Origin of the sequence: Arthrobacter sp. Leaf337 (assembly GCF_001423745.1) — a bacterium.
GTDB lineage: Bacteria > Actinomycetota > Actinomycetes > Actinomycetales > Micrococcaceae > Arthrobacter.
The window spans coordinates 239,449-257,591 of the sequence record NZ_LMPC01000029.1 but is presented as its reverse complement, the minus strand read 5'-3'; the positions used below and the strand labels follow the sequence as shown (position 1 = coordinate 257,591).

18 protein-coding genes and 2 pseudogenes are annotated in these 18,143 nt (G+C 66.5%); 18 read left to right on the top strand and 2 right to left on the bottom strand.

Annotated features, from left to right (window positions below):
• Nucleotides 1-2: 2 nt before the first annotated feature.
• Nucleotides 3-221: a hypothetical protein gene (locus ASF98_RS20850; RefSeq protein WP_055806198.1), complete on the bottom strand. Its 219-nt coding sequence runs from the start codon at nucleotides 219-221 to the stop codon at nucleotides 3-5.
• A gap of 3 nt (nucleotides 222-224) precedes the next feature.
• On the opposite strand from ASF98_RS20850, the pseudogene ASF98_RS24340 reads away from it, so the two are divergent.
• The 7 genes and pseudogenes from ASF98_RS24340 to ASF98_RS20825 all read left to right on the top strand — a co-directional run.
• Nucleotides 225-380, top strand: a pseudogene (locus ASF98_RS24340) (3-oxoadipyl-CoA thiolase); the annotation flags it as partial.
• Nucleotide 381: 1 nt separating this feature from the next.
• Nucleotides 382-593, top strand: a pseudogene (locus tag ASF98_RS24335) (3-oxoadipyl-CoA thiolase); the annotation flags it as partial.
• Nucleotides 594-597: 4 nt separating this feature from the next.
• Nucleotides 598-720 (top strand): hypothetical protein, encoded by a 123-nt coding sequence (locus ASF98_RS25220; protein WP_442854055.1) that lies wholly within the window; start codon nucleotides 598-600, stop codon nucleotides 718-720.
• A gap of 185 nt (nucleotides 721-905) precedes the next feature.
• Nucleotides 906-2,462 (top strand): Re/Si-specific NAD(P)(+) transhydrogenase subunit alpha, encoded by a 1,557-nt coding sequence (locus ASF98_RS20840; RefSeq protein WP_055806678.1) that lies wholly within the window; start codon nucleotides 906-908, stop codon nucleotides 2,460-2,462.
• Nucleotides 2,459-3,934, top strand: a complete 1,476-nt coding sequence (gene pntB / locus ASF98_RS20835; RefSeq protein ID WP_235506104.1) for a Re/Si-specific NAD(P)(+) transhydrogenase subunit beta — start codon at nucleotides 2,459-2,461, stop codon at nucleotides 3,932-3,934. Before ASF98_RS20840 ends, pntB begins: the two co-directional genes overlap by 4 nt.
• Before the next feature lie 59 nt (nucleotides 3,935-3,993).
• A complete protein-coding gene (locus ASF98_RS20830) occupies nucleotides 3,994-4,230 on the top strand; it encodes a hypothetical protein (RefSeq protein WP_055806189.1) in 237 nt (78 codons plus the stop codon).
• Nucleotides 4,231-4,455: 225 nt separating this feature from the next.
• A complete protein-coding gene (locus ASF98_RS20825) occupies nucleotides 4,456-5,040 on the top strand; it encodes an adenylate kinase (protein ID WP_200939428.1) in 585 nt (194 codons plus the stop codon).
• 93 nt (nucleotides 5,041-5,133) lie between these two features.
• Here the strand turns inward: ASF98_RS20825 and ASF98_RS20820 are convergent, their stop codons facing one another.
• Nucleotides 5,134-6,045: an SDR family oxidoreductase gene (locus ASF98_RS20820; protein WP_055806181.1), complete on the bottom strand. Its 912-nt coding sequence runs from the start codon at nucleotides 6,043-6,045 to the stop codon at nucleotides 5,134-5,136.
• Between the two features lie 181 nt (nucleotides 6,046-6,226).
• On the opposite strand from ASF98_RS20820, the gene ASF98_RS20815 reads away from it, so the two are divergent.
• From ASF98_RS20815 to ASF98_RS24330, 11 genes are all read left to right on the top strand, one after another.
• Nucleotides 6,227-7,021, top strand: coding sequence for an IclR family transcriptional regulator (locus ASF98_RS20815; protein WP_055806178.1), 795 nt, complete (start codon nucleotides 6,227-6,229; stop codon nucleotides 7,019-7,021).
• A 153-nt stretch (nucleotides 7,022-7,174) separates the two neighbouring features.
• The gene (locus tag ASF98_RS20810; protein WP_055806675.1) at nucleotides 7,175-8,452 is read left to right on the top strand and encodes a cytochrome P450; all 1,278 of its coding nucleotides are present in this window, start codon (nucleotides 7,175-7,177) and stop codon (nucleotides 8,450-8,452) included.
• A gap of 5 nt (nucleotides 8,453-8,457) precedes the next feature.
• Nucleotides 8,458-9,534, top strand: coding sequence for a PEP/pyruvate-binding domain-containing protein (locus ASF98_RS20805; protein ID WP_055806176.1), 1,077 nt, complete (start codon nucleotides 8,458-8,460; stop codon nucleotides 9,532-9,534).
• A gap of 77 nt (nucleotides 9,535-9,611) precedes the next feature.
• Nucleotides 9,612-11,483, top strand: coding sequence for a PEP-utilizing enzyme (locus ASF98_RS20800; protein WP_055806173.1), 1,872 nt, complete (start codon nucleotides 9,612-9,614; stop codon nucleotides 11,481-11,483).
• Nucleotides 11,476-12,240, top strand: coding sequence for an SDR family NAD(P)-dependent oxidoreductase (locus ASF98_RS20795; protein WP_055806169.1), 765 nt, complete (start codon nucleotides 11,476-11,478; stop codon nucleotides 12,238-12,240). Before ASF98_RS20800 ends, ASF98_RS20795 begins: the two co-directional genes overlap by 8 nt.
• A gap of 46 nt (nucleotides 12,241-12,286) precedes the next feature.
• The gene (locus tag ASF98_RS20790) at nucleotides 12,287-12,607 is read left to right on the top strand and encodes a 2Fe-2S iron-sulfur cluster-binding protein (RefSeq protein ID WP_028269398.1); all 321 of its coding nucleotides are present in this window, start codon (nucleotides 12,287-12,289) and stop codon (nucleotides 12,605-12,607) included.
• A 2-nt stretch (nucleotides 12,608-12,609) separates the two neighbouring features.
• Entirely contained in the window at nucleotides 12,610-13,917 is a 1,308-nt protein-coding gene (locus tag ASF98_RS20785; protein WP_055806166.1) for an NAD(P)/FAD-dependent oxidoreductase, read from the top strand.
• Nucleotides 13,918-13,945: 28 nt separating this feature from the next.
• Nucleotides 13,946-14,683 (top strand): HD domain-containing protein, encoded by a 738-nt coding sequence (locus tag ASF98_RS20780; RefSeq protein ID WP_055806163.1) that lies wholly within the window; start codon nucleotides 13,946-13,948, stop codon nucleotides 14,681-14,683.
• On the top strand, nucleotides 14,680-16,206 hold the full coding sequence (locus ASF98_RS20775; RefSeq protein WP_055806159.1) for an aldehyde dehydrogenase family protein: 1,527 nt from the start codon (nucleotides 14,680-14,682) through the stop codon (nucleotides 16,204-16,206). The genes ASF98_RS20780 and ASF98_RS20775 overlap by 4 nt, the downstream gene beginning before the upstream one ends.
• 157 nt (nucleotides 16,207-16,363) lie before the next feature.
• Nucleotides 16,364-17,539, top strand: a complete 1,176-nt coding sequence (locus tag ASF98_RS20770; protein ID WP_235506103.1) for an acyltransferase family protein — start codon at nucleotides 16,364-16,366, stop codon at nucleotides 17,537-17,539.
• Nucleotides 17,540-17,598: 59 nt separating this feature from the next.
• The gene (locus tag ASF98_RS24330; RefSeq protein ID WP_156372494.1) at nucleotides 17,599-18,123 is read left to right on the top strand and encodes a hypothetical protein; all 525 of its coding nucleotides are present in this window, start codon (nucleotides 17,599-17,601) and stop codon (nucleotides 18,121-18,123) included.
• Nucleotides 18,124-18,143 lie beyond the last annotated feature (20 nt).

The window sequence follows — 18,143 nt, the reverse complement described above, 5'->3', positions numbered from 1 at the left end:
GCCTACCGGATCGGGGTCTCGGTGCCCAAAAGAGTGCGTGCCTGGAGGATGGCCTGTTCAACGTCGTCATTCAGGTCTCCGGTGGGCAGCGAGCCGAGTTCGCCACGGAGCAGTCCGACGTCCTTCAGGAGCAGGTCGTACTGGACATCGACGAGGTTGTCGCTCATCCAGCTCTGGCCGGTGGAGACGCCGATGACTTCGAAGAGGTCCTTTGCCGGCACGCCGTGTTCGCGAAGGCGGGCATCAGCTGGGAGCAGGTGGGCGCGGTCGAACTGAACGAAACGTTCGCCGCGCAGTCCCTGGCCTGCATCAACGCCTGGGGCATCGACCACTCGATCGTGAACCGGCACGGCGGCGCGATCGCGATGGGCCACCCCCTCNCGTTCGCCGCGCAGTCCCTGGCCTGCATCAACGCCTGGGGCATCGACCACTCGATCGTGAACCGGCACGGCGGCGCGATCGCGATGGGCCACCCCCTCGGTGCGTCCGGCGGACGGATCCTGGGCACGCTGGCCCGGTCCCTGCAGGCCTCCGGTGAACGCTGGGGCGTCGCGGCGATCTGCATCGGCGTCGGCCAGGGCCTCGCCGTCGTCNCGGATCCTGGGCACGCTGGCCCGGTCCCTGCAGGCCTCCGGTGAACGCTGGGGCGTCGCGGCGATCTGCATCGGCGTCGGCCAGGGCCTCGCCGTCGTCATAGAAAACGTTTCACACCGGCACTAAGGCATACTAAGCATGAGTTTTGGGGACCCGTCAGCTTCCGGCTGACGGGTTCCCGTCTGACAGACGGGTCCAGCTTTGATAGACGAAGCTCCGTCTGAAGGGTCCCTGAAGAAATGAACCAACGGTGGTTTGCCCGGCGGCGGAATCGCGCCCCGGGCTTTTTGTATGGATGAGGGAGAGTGAACGTGACACGTATTGGCATTGTGGCCGAGTTGGGTCGCGAGACGAGGGTGGCGGCGACGCCTGCCACCGTCGTGCAGTTGTTGGGGTTGGGCTACGAAGTTGTGGTCGAGAAGGGTGCGGGCGAGTCCGCGTCATTCCGTGACGACGCCTACGAGGCAGCGGGTGCGCTGATTGTGGGCGCCGATGAGGCGTGGGGCAGTGACGTGGTGCTGCGGATCAATCCGCCCACTGAGGAGGAGATCGGCCGCCTGGCCGACGGCGCCACGCTGATCGGGTCGCTGAGCCCGGCACTGCGTCCGGAGCTGGTGGAGGCCCTGGCCGCGCGGCCGATCACGGCGCTTGCCTTGGATGCCGTGCCCCGTATCTCGCGGGCGCAGTCGATGGATGTGCTCAGTTCAATGGCGAACATTGCCGGCTACCGTGCCGTGATCGAGGCAGCCCACGAATTCGGCCGGTTCTTCACCGGTCAGGTGACCGCGGCCGGCAAGGTTCCGCCGGCGAAGGTCCTGGTGGCCGGTGCCGGGGTCGCGGGCCTCGCAGCCATTGGCGCGGCCAGCAGCCTGGGTGCGATCGTCCGTGCGACCGACCCGCGGCCCGAGGTGGCCGATCAGGTGAAATCCATCGGCGGGACCTACCTCAAGGTTGAGGTCGACGAGGAGATGAAGTCCGCCGACGGGTACGCCAAGGCCACGTCCGAGGCGTACAACGCCCGCGCAGCCGAGATCTACTCCGAGCAGGCCCGGGACGTGGACATCATTATCACCACGGCCCTCATTCCGGGGCGTCCTGCGCCGAAGCTGCTCACGGCCGAGGACGTGGCCGGCATGAAGTCGGGCAGCGTGATCGTTGACATGGCTGCCGGGCAGGGCGGGAACGTGGAAGGCTCGGTCGCCGGGGAACGCGTGGTCACGGAGAACGGTGTGGTGATCCTCGGTTACACGGACCTTCCGGCCCGGTTGCCGGCCCAGGCCTCCCAGCTGTACGGGACCAACATGCTGAACCTCCTCAAGCTCCTGACCAAGGACAAGGACGGCCAGCTGCGGATCGACTTCGACGACGTGGTGCAGCGCTCCGTGACCGTGGTGCGTAACGGGGAGAAGACCTGGCCGCCGCCGCCGGTCCAGGTTTCCGCCGCACCCGCGGCCCGGACGCAGAGCCCGGCCGCGGAAAGCACTGCGCCGAAGAAGAAGGAAGGCCTCAGCGCCGCCGGTAAGGCCGGACTTTTTGCCGCTGGCATCGCTGCGTTGTTTGTGGTCAGCGCGGTTGCGCCGGCGCCGCTGCCGCAGCATTTCACGGTGCTGATGCTCTCGGTCGTCGTGGGTTTCTACGTCATCGGGAAGGTCCACCATGCCCTGCACACCCCGCTGATGTCGGTCACCAACGCCATTTCAGGGATCATCGTCGTCGGTGCCCTGCTGCAGGTCACCTCCGAGAACCCCGTCATGCAGGTTCTCGCCGCAGTCGCGGTCCTGCTGGCCAGCATCAACATCTTCGGCGGCTTCGCCGTCACCCGGCGCATGCTCGCCATGTTCTCCCGCGGTGACAAGGCACGTTCATGAGCGCCGTACCCGAAGCAGCAGCAGGAATCTTAACGAGGAGCTTTACTGTGTCTGACTCCGTCTCCGGTCCGTTGACCGCCGACTCCATCGCGGGGGCGGCCTACATCGTCGCAGCCCTGCTGTTCATCCTCAGCCTTGCCGGGCTGAGCAAGCATGAAAAGGCACGGGCAGGGGTCATCTACGGCATTGCCGGGATGGTCATCGCACTGGCGGCCACCGTCTGGCTGACCCTGCAGGGCGCCTGGGGCACCGGCCACGGCCTGACCGGACTGGTCCTGCTCCTGGCCGCGGTGCTGGTCGGCGGTGCCATCGGGCTCTGGCGCGCCCGTGTGGTGGAAATGACGGGCATGCCCGAACTCATCGCCCTGCTGCACAGCTTCGTTGGCCTGGCCGCGGTGCTGGTCGGCTGGAACGGGCACCTCGAAGCCCCCGCGCTGTCCCCGGACCTGATGGCCGTCCATCATGCCGAGGTGTTCATCGGCGTCTTCATCGGCGCGGTGACCTTCACCGGCTCGATCGTGGCGTTCCTGAAACTCTCGGCCCGGATGAAGTCCTCACCGCTGATGCTGCCGGGGAAGAACGCGATCAACCTCGGCGCCCTCGCCGGGTTCATCGCCCTGACGGTCTGGTACGTCAACGACTCCCAGCTGTGGCTCCTGATTGTTGTCACCATCCTGGCCCTGGGGCTGGGCTGGCACCTGGTGGCCTCCATCGGCGGCGGGGACATGCCGGTGGTTGTGTCCATGCTCAACAGCTACTCCGGCTGGGCCGCGGCAGCAGCGGGCTTCCTGCTCAACAACGACCTGCTCATCATCACCGGCGCCCTGGTCGGCTCCTCCGGTGCCTACCTGTCCTACATCATGTGCAAGGCCATGAACCGGTCCTTCATCTCCGTGATCGCCGGCGGCTTCGGGATCGCCGCGCCCGCGGCGGCGGACGCGGACTACGGCGAGCACCGCGAAATCACCGCCCAGGCAACCGCGGACATGTTGACGAATGCCTCGTCCGTCGTCATCACTCCCGGATACGGCATGGCCGTCGCACAGGCCCAGTACCCCGTCGCCGAACTGGCGCACCAGCTACGGGAACGCGGCGTGAACGTCCGGTTCGGCATCCACCCCGTTGCCGGGCGCCTGCCCGGGCACATGAACGTGCTCCTCGCCGAGGCAAAAGTTCCCTACGACATCGTCCTGGAAATGGATGAGATCAACGACGACCTTGACGGGACCTCGGTGGTACTGGTGATCGGGGCGAACGACACCGTCAACCCCGCCGCGGCCGAAGACCCGTCCAGCCCGATCGCCGGTATGCCGGTGCTGCGGGTGTGGGAAGCGGACAACGTCGTGGTGTTCAAGAGGTCCATGGCCGCAGGCTACGCCGGCGTCCAGAACCCCCTGTTCTTCCGCGACAACTCCCAGATGCTCTTCGGCGACGCCAAACAACGCGTCGAAGACATCCTCCGCGCGTTCTAGCTGGGAACCGGCTCCGCGGCACGGTCGTGCAATTGCCGCCGAAGTGGCAGACTGCGGCCATGACTATGGAGCAATGGTGGCCGCGGCTGAAACCCTCGGCCAGGGAATGGCTTATTGCGAACAACGGCGACGCGGTTCCGGCGGAGGTGGTCGCTGAGATCACCAACGCCGGAGGCGATGTTGCCGGCGATGCCTGGTGGGTCGGTCAGAGCGGTCCTTCGGGTTTCCATTTCTCGGACGAGGCCGTCGACTGGATCGAGGCGGTCGCGAACGGCGAAACGCCCGAACCCCGGTGACAACGAGTCCGGGGTCCAAAGTGTGCGGGGTGCCTCAGCGCTGCCGCTCACTGCATCATCACTACCGGTAACAGCACAAAAGGGCAGAGTACGACGGCGGGGATCCTCCGCCGTCGTACTCTGCAGTGAGGCGCCGATGCAGCCCGGCCGCAAGCGTCGGGTCAGGAGCATCGGGCCAGGACGAAGACGTCCATATAGCCAGCAAAGGAATACCGAATGACGAGAATGCTGATTATTGGTCCGCCCGGTTCCGGCAAGGGAACGCAGGCGGAACGGATTTCCGAACGCCTCGGCGTGGTGGCGATCTCAACCGGCGACATCTTCCGCGCCAACGTTAAGGGCGGCACGCCGCTCGGTGTTGAGGCCCGGAAATATATGGATAACGGAGACTTCGTGCCGGACAGCGTCACGAACGAAATGGTCCGGGACCGGCTCAGCCAGGCCGACGGCAAGGAGGGCTTCCTGCTGGATGGTTATCCCCGCACTGTCGCACAGGTGGAGTACCTCGACGGCATCCTCGCGGCTTCCAGTCAGGCACTCAGCGTGGTTCTCCAGCTGACAGCGGACGACGAGGAACTGGTGACCCGCCTGCTGGGACGGGCCAGGGAAACCGGCCGGAGCGACGACAACGAAGGCGTCATCCGCCACCGGCTGGACCTGTACCACCAGCAGACGGAGGCCGTGGTGGCCCAGTATGCGGAGCGCGGGATCCTCACGCAGGTGGACGGGATCGGCGGAATCGAGGAAGTCACGGACCGGGTCCTGGGAAGCATAGACGACGTGCTCAGCGTGCCCGTCCGCGGACTGTAGAACCGCCCCCGGACTGCAGAGCAGGAGTGAAAGGGATGACGACGGCGGTTCCTCCGCCGTCGTCATCGCGCCTTTTTGACCTTGCTAAGCCAATTAGCGGCTCACCGCGTGCCCGAGGCCCTTGATGAGGCGGGTAATGGCCTCTTCGGCGGTGGGCAGCGCGCCAAAGACTTCGCGCTGCCGGCTGGTGTCAGCAACGTAGCGGCCGGACTCGAACCAGGCGGTCATGGCTCCCAAGTCCTTGACCATGGGGTTGACCGGCCCGAGGGCCGTACCAACGGCCCGGATTAGCCTGCCGGGGATGGCCCGGACCCGGATGCGCTTGCCGAGGAGCCGGCCTGAAATATCAGCAACGTCCTGCATGCTGACAGGCCGGTCCCAGCCGATATCGATGCGCTGGCCTTCGACTCCGGACAATTCCGTGGCGGCAGCGAGGTAACCGGCCAGGTCGGATGAGAGGACGAAGGTCAACGGAACATTCGCGGACCCGAGCCAGGTGAGGCGCCCTTTGCTGAACGGATCGCCGCCAAACCGGGTGACCTGGTCCAGGAAGGCGCCCGGACGCAGCGCCACGAACGGGACGCCCAGTTGCTCGAGCCGGTCCTCGGCCAGCTTCTTATGCCAGAAGTGCGGGACGTCAGGCGTCTGGTCACATGTGAGGATGCTCGTCAGCACGAATCTGCGCACCCGGGTCCGGCTGGCGGCTTCGGCGAGGTTGCTGTTGCCCATGGTGTCGATCTCCGGGGTGTCGCCCTTGCTGTGCCGTGTATAGCCGGCAGCCGAGGTGATCACGCTATCGGCACCGTCCATCGCCCGGACCAGGGAGTCAAGGTCCATCATGTCGCCCCGGGCGATAGTGGCACCGGCGGCTTCGAGGCGCGTGCCGTCGGACCCCGGACGCACCAGGGCGCGGACCTGCTTTCCCGCTGACAAGAGCTGCCACACCACCTGGCTTCCGAGCATGCCGGTGCCGCCAACCACCAGCACAGGTCCATCGCTTGTCATGGCCGCCTCCGGTGTAGTGGAACAGGTGGAAACCCCGTGTAAGGCAAATCTACTCAGGCCGGGGGCTGCCGCAAGGCCACTGGGCAAGGATGCCCTGAACTGCAGGCTAGACTCTGATCGGGCTGCCGGGAAGCGGCCCAGAGGATGCAGAGCAGGGGCACGGACCGGAGAAGGAGCCACGATGGCGGGCGGCAGCCGCGAACCCGGCAGGACCGTGACCTCGAAGGTCTTATCCATCCTGGAAGCCTTCGAAAAATCCCGGGGTGCTCTTAGCCTGACCGACATCGGCGAAAAATCGGGGCTGCCCCTGAGCACCGCACACCGGCTGGTCAACGAGCTCACGGACTGGGGACTCCTTTCCCGTGAGCCCAACGGCCGCTACCAGCTCGGCATCCGGCTCTGGGAACTCGCCCAGAACACCGGGCGGCAGCTCCGGGACGCGGCCCGGCCCTACGTTCAGGACCTCTTCTCGCTCACCGGTGAAACCGCGCACCTGGCGGTCCGGGCCGGCCATGAGGTGCTGTACATCGACCGCGTCTACGGTTCGAAGCGGGTGCCCCGCGCCGGCCGGGTCGGCGGCAGGCTGCCCATGCACGCGACTGCTGTCGGCAAGGTCCTCCTCGCTTTTGAGGAGGACTGGGTCCGGGACGCCTACCTGAACCGGCAGCTGGAGCGGCATACCGCGCACACCCACGTGGATCCCAGGAAGCTGGCCGAGGAGCTAGGCCAAATCCATGAGCAGGGCTACGCCACCACCCTGGAGGAAGTCCGGCTGGGCTCCTGCTCGATCGCCGTCCCGGTCTTCCATACCGGCAGGATCGGGGCGTCGATCGGGCTCGTGCTGCCCACCACCCAGGCCTCCACGATGACCCGGCACCTGCCTGTCCTGCGGGGCATCGCCGCCCAGATTGAGCGAGCCACAGCCCGGATCCCGCTGGAAACGCTGCTGGGCAGCCACGTCGACGGCACGGACTGAGCCGGATCCCGGCCCGCAGGGGCTGGAATTAACTGGTTTCCACTGAGTGGAAGACAATGCTGTCCGCGGATGGTGATCGGGGCCACACTGGTGAACAAGAAACCCCCGGCAGGCACTGACGCCGCCGGCGGGACCGAAAACCAAGGAGCCCAGATGTCATCGTCGACTGAAACGGCCGGCCGCTGTCCCTTTGGCCACGGCGCCGAAGCCCCCGCCGGGCACCACGGCTACGAGCCGTTCCAGATGAAGGATCCCTTCCCCGCCTACGCTGAACTCCGGGCCGAGCAGCCCGTCATGTTCGACGAACGCGTCGGCCTCTTTGTCGTCTCCCGCTATGACGACATCAAGGCCGTTTTCGAGGACTGGGAGACCTTCTCCAGCGAAAACGCCCAGGCCCCCGTCCGCGAACGCGGCGCTGCAGCGAAGAAGGTCATGGAAGACGGCGGCTTCACCGCCTACTCCGGCCTGTCCGCCCGCCGCCCGCCGGAGCACACGCGCATCCGCGCCGTGGTGCAGAAGGCTTTCACGCCCCGCCGCTACAAGGCGCTGGAACCCTTCATCCGGCAGAACGTCGTCGAACTGCTCGAGAAGATGCTGGCCCGCCCGGAACACCGCGGCGACATGGTCAAGGACCTCGCCTACGACGTCCCCACCATCACCATCCTCACCCTGATCGGCGCGGACGTTTCGCAGGTGGACACCTTCAAGCGCTGGAGCGATTCCCGCGCCGCGATGACCTGGGGCGACCTCACAGATGAGGAACAGATCCCGCACGCCCACAACCTCGTGGAGTACTGGCAGGAATGCCTCCGCCTGGTCAGGGTGGCCCACGAGCAAGGCGGCGACAACCTGACCGCGGACCTGGTGAAGTCGCAGCAGGAAGGTGCCGAAATCTCCGACCACGAGATCGCCTCTGTCCTCTACAGCCTGCTCTTCGCCGGCCACGAGACCACCACCACGCTGATCTCCAACGCACTCCGCGAGCTCCTGGCCCGCCCGGAACAGTGGAAGCAGCTCGTCGAGGACCGCAAAAAGATCCCCGCCGCCATCGACGAGGTCCTCCGCTACGCCGGCTCGATCGTCGGCTGGCGTCGCAAGGCCCTTAAAGACACTGAAGTGGGCGGCGTTGCGATCGAAGAAGGCGCGCAGCTGCTGCTGCTGATGGGCTCCGCCAACCGCGACGCGAACAAGTTCAACGACGGTGAAGACTTCGACATCACCCGTCCGAATGCCCGCGAGCACCTTTCCTTCGGGTTTGGTATCCACTACTGCCTGGGCAACATGCTCGCCAAGCTCCAGGCCAAAATCGCACTCGAGGAAGTGGCCCGGCTCGCTCCGGAATTGCAGTTGGAGGCCCCGGAAGCCATCGCCTTCCGCGAAAACCTTTCCTTCCGCGTCCCCGAGTCCGTCCCCGTCAGCTGGAAGGCCTGAGAAATATGCAAAGCAACGAATTCGTCCAGTTCTTCGACGGCGGCATCGAACCGAAGCTCGAAAATCTCGGCGGCAAGGGCGCCTCCCTGGTCACGATGACGGCGGCCGGCATGCCCGTCCCGCCAGGCTTCGTGGTCACCACGGCGCAGTTCGACGCCTTTATGGAGGAAGCGGGCATCACCCGGGACATCCACGAGCTCCTTGCCGGGCTCGACCCCGAGGACATGGCCCAGGTGGACAAAGTCTCGGCTGCCATCCGTGAGGACATCCGCTCCCGCTCCGTGCCGCCGGCCCTGCGCGAGCTCACCATCACGGCCTACGAGTCCCTGATGTCCCGCTTCGACGTGCCGGTCCCGGTGGCCGTACGCTCCAGCGCCACGGCCGAGGACCTTCCGGATGCCTCCTTCGCCGGCCAGCAGGACACCTACCTCTGGCTCGACGGCGTCAAGGCCGTCACCGAGCACATCCGGCAGTGCTGGGCCTCACTCTTCACCTCCCGCGCCATCATCTACCGGCTCAAGAACAACATCCCCAACGAGGGCCTGTCCATGGCCGTCGTGGTACAGAAGATGGTCAATGCCCGAGTCTCCGGCGTCGCCATCACCATGGACCCCACCAACGGCGACCGCTCCAAGATCACCATCGACTCCTCCTACGGGGTGGGGGAGATGGTGGTCTCCGGCCAGGTCACCCCGGACAACATCATGCTGGACAAGGTCACCCTGGCCGTCATCTCCGAACACCTCGGCGACAAGCACGCCGAGCTCGTCCCGGACACCGCTGCCGGCCGCCTGGTGGAACGGGAGGTCTCCGCTGAGCGCCGCGGCCGCCGGAGCCTCACCGACGCCGAACTCACCGCCGTCGCTCAGATGGCCAAGCGTGCGGAGAAACACTACAAGTGCCCGCAGGACATCGAATGGGCCCTGGACACGGACCTGCCCGACGGCGAAAACCTGCTCCTGCTGCAGTCCCGCCCCGAAACCGTGCACTCCTCCAAACCGGCCACGCACACCGCCCCGCAGCCGGTCGTCGCCGGCTACTTCAGCGGATTCAGTGCCGGCACACTCAAGCCGTCCGCCTAGAACTCCACGCCCACAGCTGCACGCACCAGGCTCCACCCAACCAAGGCTCACCGTCGAGCCCACCTGAAAGGACCGCCATGTCCCTGAAGTCCTTCCCCAAACCGTCCGAGCTCCCGGTCCCCGCCGGCGCAGAGGGCTGGGAAAAGATCTACCCGTACTACCTGGTCTTCCAGGACAAGCTCAAGGAACAGGAAGACGCCAAGTTCTGGTTCTGCGACAGCCAGCACTGGCCCACCGTGTTCAAGCCCTTCGAGACGATCGGCGGCGAATTCGCGGTCAAGTGCCTGGGCCAGTACAACGCCCGGCACCTGATGATCCCCAACGCCAACGGCATCGAGTTCCGCATCCACCTGGGCTACCTCTACATGTCGCCAATCCCGGTGCCGGAGGACCAGATCGCCGCGCGGGTGCCCCTGTTCGAACAGCGGGTGGGCCACTACTTCCAGAACTGGGACCAGCTGCTTAAGGAGTGGCACGTCAAGGTCAAGGGCACCATCGACGAGATGGAAACCATCTCCTTCCCCAAGCTCCCGGACATGGTCCCGATGGAGGATATCCTCTCCGGCAAGGGCAAAGACGGGTCCGAGAAGCTGCTGGAAAGCTACGACCGCCTCATCCAGCTCGCGTACCAGAACTGGCAGTACCACTTCGAGTTCCTGAACCTGGGGTACATCGCCTACCTGGACTTCTTCAACTTCTGCAAGCAAGTCTTCCCCAACATCCCGGACCAGTCCATCGCCACCATGGTGCAGGGCGTGGACATGGAGCTGTTCCGCCCGGACGACGAACTCAAGCAGCTCGCGAAGCTCGCCGTCGAACTTCAGCTGCAGGGACACTTCAAGAACACGGACGACGTCGATGCCACCTTGGGTGCCGTCGCCGCCGCACCGGGCGGGGAACGCTGGATCAAGCAGTATGAAGGTGCCAAGGACCCGTGGTTCAACTTCACCGTGGGCAACGGCTTCTACGGCCACGACAAGTACTGGAACGAACACCAGGAAATCCCGCTCGGCTACATCGCTGACTACATCCGCCGCGTGGACGAGGGCCAGGTAATCATGCGGCCGGTCGAGGCCCTGATCATCGAACGCGACCGCATCATCGAGGAATACCGGGACCTGCTGGAAGGCGAAAACCAGGCGCTCTTCGACGCCAAGCGAGGGCTTGCCGCCACCGCCTACCCGTACGTGGAGAACCACAACTTCTACATCGAGCACTGGACCATGGGCGTCTTCTGGCGCAAGATCCGCGAGCTCAGCCGCATGATGCAGGCCGAAGGCTTCTGGACCGAACCCGACGACCTGCTGTACCTGGGCCGCAACGAGGTCCGCGACGCGCTCTTTGACATGGTCACCGGCTGGGGCGTCGGAGCCAGGCCCATCGGCCCGGACTTCTGGCCGGAGGAAATCGAACGCAGGCGCGGCATCGTGGATGCGCTTAAGACCGCCCGGCCGGCCCCCGCGCTGAACACGCCGCCGGAGTCCATCACCGAACCCTTCACCCGGATGCTCTGGGGCATCACCACCGAGCAGGTCCAGCAGTGGCTGGGTGCCGGCGAAGCGGTGGAAGGCGGCGGACTGCGCGGCATGGCGGCCTCGCCCGGCGTCGTTGAGGGACTGGCCCGCGTCGTCACCGATGCCGACCAGCTCTCCGAGGTGCAACAGGGCGAGATCCTTGTGGCAACCGTTACGGCCCCGTCCTGGGGCCCGATCTTCGGCAAGATCAAGGCCACGGTGACGGACATCGGCGGCATGATGAGCCACGCGGCGATCGTCTGCCGCGAGTACGGTCTTCCGGCCGTCACCGGGACCGGCTCGGCGTCCACCACCATCAAGACCGGCCAGCGGCTGCGGGTCGACGGCACCAAGGGCACAGTCCAGATCCTCGACGCGCTGGAACCGGAACTCCTGGCCGCGGGTCCCGGCGCGCACGCCCACAGCCATGTCTGACGTGACCATGCCTGAAGCAGGGAAAACCGTCCTGATCACCGGTGCCGCCGGCGGGCTGGGCCGGGCGTTCGCGCTCGGCTTTGCCGGCCGCGGCTACCGGGTGGCGGTGGCCGACATCAACGTCGAAGGCGCCGAACAGACGGCGAAACTGGTCCGCGAAGCCGGCGGCGAAGCAGCCGCCTTCTCAGCGGATGTCACCAGCGTGGAGTCCACCGAGGACCTCGCCAAAAGCTGCGCGGACTTCGGCAACGGAAGTATCGACGTCGTACTCAACAACGCCGCTGTCTACGCGGGGGTGACCCGGAGCCCGTTCGAGGACATCGACCCGGCCGAATGGGACCTGGTCATGAACGTGAACCTCAAGGGCCCCTGGCTGGTGACCCGCGCCGCCAGTCCCTACCTGCCCGAGGGCGGACGCGTCATTAACCTCTCCAGCGCCACGATCTTCAGCGGCTCGGAGCAGTGGCTGCACTACGTCGCCTCCAAGGGCGGCGTGGTGGCCCTGACCCGGGTGATGGCCAAGGAACTGGGCCGGCGCGGGATCACGGTCAACGCGATCGCCCCCGGCTTCACCCTCACCGAGGCCAGCTACGGGCTGATGGAGAACGCCGAAAACTACGGCGTGGACCGCGGTGCCATCAAACGCGCCAGCCAGCCGGAGGACATCGTGGGCGCCGCGCTGTTCCTGGCCGGGCCGGACAGTTCCTACTACACGGGGCAGACCATGGTGGTCGACGGCGGCCGCCAGTTCATCTGACTCTGCCCCTTTACCAACTTTCCGCTTTCAACCCCAAGGAGAACCAATGCCAACGGTTCATTTCACCGACGCCGAGGGCGAGGTCCGCGACGTCCAGGGCAATCCCGGCGACTCCGTCATGGAAACCGCGGTGCGCAACGGCGTCCCCGGCATCGTGGCCGAATGCGGCGGATCACTGTCCTGCGCCACCTGCCACGTCTTTGTCCGCGAGGACTGCCTGTCGAAGCTTCCCCCGATGGAGGACATGGAGGACGAGATGCTCTACGGCACCGCCGTGGACCGCGAAGACAATTCGCGGCTGTCCTGCCAGCTCCGGCTGACGGATGAGCTCGACCTGTTTGTCACCACCCCGGAAACCCAGGTGTAGCGATGGGTACTCACACTGCCGAGCAGCCGGCCCCCGTCGCGGACCTAAGCGTTCCCACGCGCACCGGACTGCTGATCATCGGCGCGAGCCAGTCCGGTGTCCAGCTCGCCGTCTCCCTCCGCGCGCTCGGTTTCGACGAGCACATCACCCTGCTCGGCGACGAGGACCACCGCCCCTACCAGCGCCCGGCACTGTCCAAGGAGTTCCTGCAGGGGACGGTGGAGAGCGAATCCTTGATCTTCCGCTCCAACGAGTACTGGGCTGAGCACAACGTGGACCTCGTCAAAGGCGAATATATCGTCCGGATCGACAGGGACGCGGACGGCTCGGGCATCGCGCACGCTTCCTCGGGGAGGCACTTCCCGTTTAAACGGCTCGCCCTCACCGTGGGCGCCCGCGCCCGCAAGCTGGAGATCGACGGGGGCGACCTCGACGGCGTGCTGTACCTTCGCAACGCCGACGACGCCCTGGCGCTCAAGGCCCGGGTGGGGGACGCGCAGGACGTCGTGGTGATCGGCGGCGGGTTCATCGGCCTCGAAGCCGCGTCCAGCCTGCAGAAGATGGGCAAGAACGTCACCGTGCTGGAATTCGGCCCGCGGCTGGTGGGCCGCGCTGTCGGCGAGGAAACTGCCGAGTACTTCCTCCAGGCCCACCGCGCCCGAGGCCTGGACATCCGGCTCAACACGAGTGCTGCGCGCTTGACCGCGACTGACGGCGGGAGGTCAGTCGCCGGCGTCGAACTTCAGGACGGCACGTTGCTGCCCGCTCAGATCGTTCTGGTGGGCATCGGGGTCATCCCCAACACCCAACTGGCCGAACAGCTGGGCCTGACCGTGGACAACGGCATCGTCGTGGACCGCTACGCGTTGGCCTCGGACGGCACCACGGTGGCCATCGGCGACTGCGCCAACATGCCCAACCCGGTGCCCGGCGCGGAACCCGGCGAGCGCATCCGGCTCGAAAGCGTCAACAACGCGATCGAACACGCCAAGGTTGCCGCTTACTCGCTCACCGGGAGGCGCGAGGAATACGCCGGCATCCCGTGGTTCTGGTCCAACCAGGCTGACCTCAAACTCCAGATCGCCGGGCTCTGCAACGGCTACGACCGTACCGTGCTGCGGAGCGACGAGGAACGCGGAAAATTCAGCGTCCTCTACTACCGCCGGGGCCAGGTCATCGCCGCGGACTGCGTCAACGCCCCGCTGGACTTCATGGCCGTCAAGAACGCCCTCGCCAAAGGCCGGAACATCCCCGCCGACGCCGCCGCGGACCCGGCCACACCCCTCAAGACGATCACCACGGACAGCTAGCCAGCCGGCCGGCCCCCGAAGGAGCATTATGACCACCCCCAAGACCCCGGTTGCCGAGGCCGTCACCGACGCCGGCACCAACCGCGCTGCTGCGGACTTCGCCGCCGCGTACCCGGTCCGGCCGGTGCCGGCACCCGGGCCGGTGGACACCGCCCCGATTGCCACCACCCCGGCGGCACTCGAGGAACTGGACCAGCTCTGGCGGTCCGTGGTGCACGAGACCCGCACCCGCGGCAACGACATCCACCTGCCGATCTCGCTAGCCTTCGCCGAGCGGCTCTGCCGAGCCTATCCCGACGCCGACGCCGAACTGGTCCGTGTTGCCACCCTGCTGCACGACACCGGATGGGCCCACGTGGACGAGTCCCGCATCATCTCCGAGGGCTTCGCGGGGGATTGGCGCAAGGCCGCCATCCGCTACGAACATGAGAAGCAGGGCTGCGACGTGGCCCGCCGGGTGCTCCCGGACCTGGGCTACGCACCGGAATTCATCGAGCGCGTCTGCGCGATCATCGACGGCCACGACACCCGCCCGGTGGCCCACTCCATGGAAGACGCGTTGATGCGCGACGCAGACCGGCTGTGGCGCTTCGACCAGGCCGGAATAGCCCTGGCCTCCACCTGGTTCAAGATGGACCCGGCCACCTACACCGACCGGCTGGCCGCGGAAATCGTGCCGGAACTCATCACGCAGGCCGCCCACGACATGGCCGCAGCCGACCTGAACCGGTCCACCGCCCTGCTCAAGACGGCAGTCATCCGATGACCGCGGCAACGCAGCACGTTCCGGCCCTGGCCGCCCGCGCCGCGCTCAACCTGCCGTACACGCATGTGGACGATATTTTCATCGACGGCGCCTGGACGCCGGCACACGGCACCGGCCGCAACCCGGTCACCGACCCGGCCACGGGGGAAGTCTGGGGCTCCGTCCCGGACGCAACCCCCGAAGACCTGGACGCCGCCGTCGGATCCGCCCGCAGGGCTTTCGACGACGGTGAGTGGCCCCGGCTGACGCCCTCCGAACGGGCGGCGTACCTCCTGCGCGTGGCCGAGGAAGTGGAGAAGCGGGCCGAGGAGCTCTCGCTGACCAACACTCGCGAGAACGGATCTCCGGTCTCCGAATCCGCCGGAGCCGCCGCCAACGCCGCGGGCATCTTCCGCTACTTCGCGACCCTCGCCGACTACCTGGAGCGCGAGGACGTCCGGGCCTTCCCCAAAGGCGGCGGCGAATCCGTGGTCCGGCGCGAACCGATCGGCGTGTGCGCCCTGATCGCGCCCTGGAACTTTCCGATCAACCTAGTGGTGATCAAGCTGGCGCCGGCGCTGCTGGCCGGCTGCACGGTGGTCATCAAACCGGCGTCGCCCACGCCGCTGTCTCTCCGCGTGATCATCGACGCGGTGGCCGCGGCCGGCGTCCCGGCCGGCGTGGTCAACCTCGTCACCGGCTCCGGCCGGCTGGGGGATTCTCTCGTGAAGCACCCTGCCGTGGACAAAGTGGCGTTCACGGGTTCGACGCCGGTGGGCCGAAAGATCGCGGCGGCCTGCGGCGAGCTGCTGCGCCCCGTCACCCTCGAACTCGGCGGCAAATCCAGCGCGATTGTGCTGCCGGACGCGGACCTGGACGCGATGTCCGAGGTCCTGATCCGTTCCTCCATGCGCAACACCGGGCAGACCTGCTACATCTCGACCCGGATCCTGGCCCCGGCCAGCCGCTACGAGGACGTGGTGGACATGGTCACCCGGACCATCGCCGCAGGCAAGCAGGGCGACCCGTTGGACCCGGGCACGGTGTTCGGGCCCTGCGCCACGGAGTCCCAGTACAAGACCGTGCTGGAGTACGTGGAGTCGGGGCTGGCGGAAGGCGCCCGCGCCACTACCGGCGGGCGGGCCGCAGCGCTGGGCGCCGGGCTCGAAGGCGGGTATTTCGTGGAACCCACCGTGTTCGCCGACGTCACTCCGGACATGCGCATTTCCCGCGAGGAGATCTTCGGCCCGGTCATCTGCATCCTGAAGTACGACGACGCCGGCGGTAGTGTTGAGGAGGCCGTCGCGCTGGCGAACAATACGGAGTTCGGCCTGGGCGGCCTGGTGTTCGGGGGCGACCCTGAGGCGGCGCTGGCCGTGGCGGACCGGATGGACACCGGCTCAGTGGGCATCAACTTCTTCGCCTCCAACCACGCGGCACCCTTCGGCGGCCGGCACGACTCCGGACTGGGCACCGAATACGGGATCGAGGGACTCAACGCGTACCTAAGCTACAAGTCGATTCACCGCCGCGCCAAGGCCTAGGTGGTGACGACGAGTGAATTCCCGGAGCGCCTTCGATTGCATATGGCCGGAATCAGGTTTCATCCAGCTGGACCGGGGATAATGGGATGAGGTGCGGCGCCAGGAATCAGGTCCGGCGGCCGGAATAATCCATCAAAATCGAAACCGCGGAGGTCATTTGGCGTTGCTAGCTGAAGAAACGGTTGGGACTGCCGCGAAGCCGACTGCCGCGAAGGCCAGCAGGCAGGCCGGTGGGCAAGAACCCGGGCAAAATAGGCAGAGCCAGAGGCTGGACGGCCTGGATGTCCTTCGCGGAGCCGCCGTTGGTGCGGTTCTCCTCGGACACTCCTGGCCCGGGCTTTTCCAGGGTGCCGGCATTGTCGGCGTCATTGTCTTCTTCGTGCTGAGCGGCTACCTGATCACGGGCGTGCTGCTGCGGGACATCGAACGGCACCGGAAAGTCCGCTACGGCCGTTTCTATGCGCACCGGGCCTTCCGGCTGCTGCCCGCACTCATTTCCTTCCTTGGCATCTATGCCATCGTTGAACTGACGGCCGACGTCCTGGGGGACCGTTCCAAGGGAATCATCGGCTACACACTCCTTGCCGGTTTCGGCTATCTCAAAGACCTGCCCCTGCCATTCGATGTCAGCATGGCCATCGGACCGCTCTGGACGCTGGCGGTGGAGGAACAGTTCTACCTGGTCTGGCCGGCGCTGCTGGTGGTCGCCCTGCGGAAAAACCGTCAGTGGCGGCTGATCGGCTGGTCTGCCGCCGTCATCTTCGCGCTGATGACGGCCAGTGTGCTGGGGATGCTCATCCTGGCCCCGCACCTGCATTCCCTGGTCTATGCCCTTCCCACGACGTGGGGCCTCGGGCTGATCGTCGGTTCGGCGCTGCGCCTCTACAGGGTCCGGGTGTTCCGCTGGTTCTCCGGTCCCCGGCTCAGGAAGGCGGGCCTCTTCGGGTCGATCGTCGTCCTGGCATCGTTGGTGTTCTTCCCCAAAGCCAACGAATCGCCGGCTTTCTTTTTCGTGGGAGGCCCGCTGGCCATGGCTGCCGCGGCTGTACTGGTGGTGCTGGCCGCTTCCCGTTCGCAGGCGATGCCTTCCTGGACGCGACCGCTGCAGCTGCTGGGCACCGTTTCCTACGCCGCGTACCTCTGGAATTATGTGGTCATTCTCTGGCTGAACGGCGGGTCCACGGCCGATTTGCCGCCGCTCGTGTCAGTGGCGGCCATCCTGCTGACCCTGCTGGTGGCGGTCATCAGCTGGCATACCGTCGAAAAGCTCGGACGCATCGGGCGGGATCGTTTCGACACGGTTTATCAGGCCAAAGCCGGCTCCCGGTCCTGATGAGGCCCCGGTCATACTTTTTGGGATGCGGATCGCGGATCCTCTAAGGTTGATGCCCGATGCTAGCTTTTGATGAAACGTCCGATCAGTCGGGGTCCGCGCAACAGCGCGGGCCGGTCTTTGTTGATGAATCAGGACGGCGCCTGCGGCTGGTGAAGCTCCTCGGCCTAGGGTCCCTCGGGCTCGTGGCGGGATACGTCGTTCTCCTCGTGGTGGCGTTCATCGGCGGACCCAATGTCGCCGCGCCATACCTGCCGCTGCCTCCCGCCGCAGCGGCTCCCGCGGCCCATGACGTTCCCTCTTCCCCTCCGGCACCGGCTTCCAGCGACCCCGCGCCCCCGGCCCCCCAGGTTGTGCCGGCCGAGCCTGCAGCACAATCCGCTTTTCAGGCACCTGCAACCGGGCCGTCGGCCGCTCCGGTGACGACACCGACTGGTGGTACGGCCACTGGTACTGAAGTCCACAAGGCGCCGCCCTCCGACCCCGTGACGGAACCTGCACCGGGTACAGAGCCGTCGGCGCCAGGCAAGAGCGGTACGGCGCCGGGCCAGGCCACGCGTCCGTCTGCGCCGCCGCAGCCGTGAGCGTGAGTCGCCCCGTCAAG

Bases quoted from the DNA above. Each gene is read 5' to 3' on its own strand.
- ASF98_RS20795 (WP_055806169.1), top strand. From the start codon at position 11,476: ATGTCTGACGTGACCATGCCTGAAGCAGGGAAAACCGTCCTGATCACC.
- ASF98_RS20820 (WP_055806181.1), bottom strand. From the start codon at position 6,045: ATGACAAGCGATGGACCTGTGCTGGTGGTTGGCGGCACCGGCATGCTC.
- ASF98_RS20830 (WP_055806189.1), top strand. From the start codon at position 3,994: ATGACTATGGAGCAATGGTGGCCGCGGCTGAAACCCTCGGCCAGGGAA.
- ASF98_RS20825 (WP_200939428.1), top strand. From the start codon at position 4,456: ATGCTGATTATTGGTCCGCCCGGTTCCGGCAAGGGAACGCAGGCGGAA.
- ASF98_RS20810 (WP_055806675.1), top strand. From the start codon at position 7,175: ATGTCATCGTCGACTGAAACGGCCGGCCGCTGTCCCTTTGGCCACGGC.
- ASF98_RS20775 (WP_055806159.1), top strand. From the start codon at position 14,680: ATGACCGCGGCAACGCAGCACGTTCCGGCCCTGGCCGCCCGCGCCGCG.
- ASF98_RS24330 (WP_156372494.1), top strand. From the start codon at position 17,599: ATGCTAGCTTTTGATGAAACGTCCGATCAGTCGGGGTCCGCGCAACAG.
- ASF98_RS20780 (WP_055806163.1), top strand. From the start codon at position 13,946: ATGACCACCCCCAAGACCCCGGTTGCCGAGGCCGTCACCGACGCCGGC.
- ASF98_RS20800 (WP_055806173.1), top strand. From the start codon at position 9,612: ATGTCCCTGAAGTCCTTCCCCAAACCGTCCGAGCTCCCGGTCCCCGCC.
- pntB (WP_235506104.1), top strand. From the start codon at position 2,459: ATGAGCGCCGTACCCGAAGCAGCAGCAGGAATCTTAACGAGGAGCTTT.
- ASF98_RS20790 (WP_028269398.1), top strand. From the start codon at position 12,287: ATGCCAACGGTTCATTTCACCGACGCCGAGGGCGAGGTCCGCGACGTC.
- ASF98_RS20785 (WP_055806166.1), top strand. From the start codon at position 12,610: ATGGGTACTCACACTGCCGAGCAGCCGGCCCCCGTCGCGGACCTAAGC.
- ASF98_RS20815 (WP_055806178.1), top strand. From the start codon at position 6,227: ATGGCGGGCGGCAGCCGCGAACCCGGCAGGACCGTGACCTCGAAGGTC.
- ASF98_RS20805 (WP_055806176.1), top strand. From the start codon at position 8,458: ATGCAAAGCAACGAATTCGTCCAGTTCTTCGACGGCGGCATCGAACCG.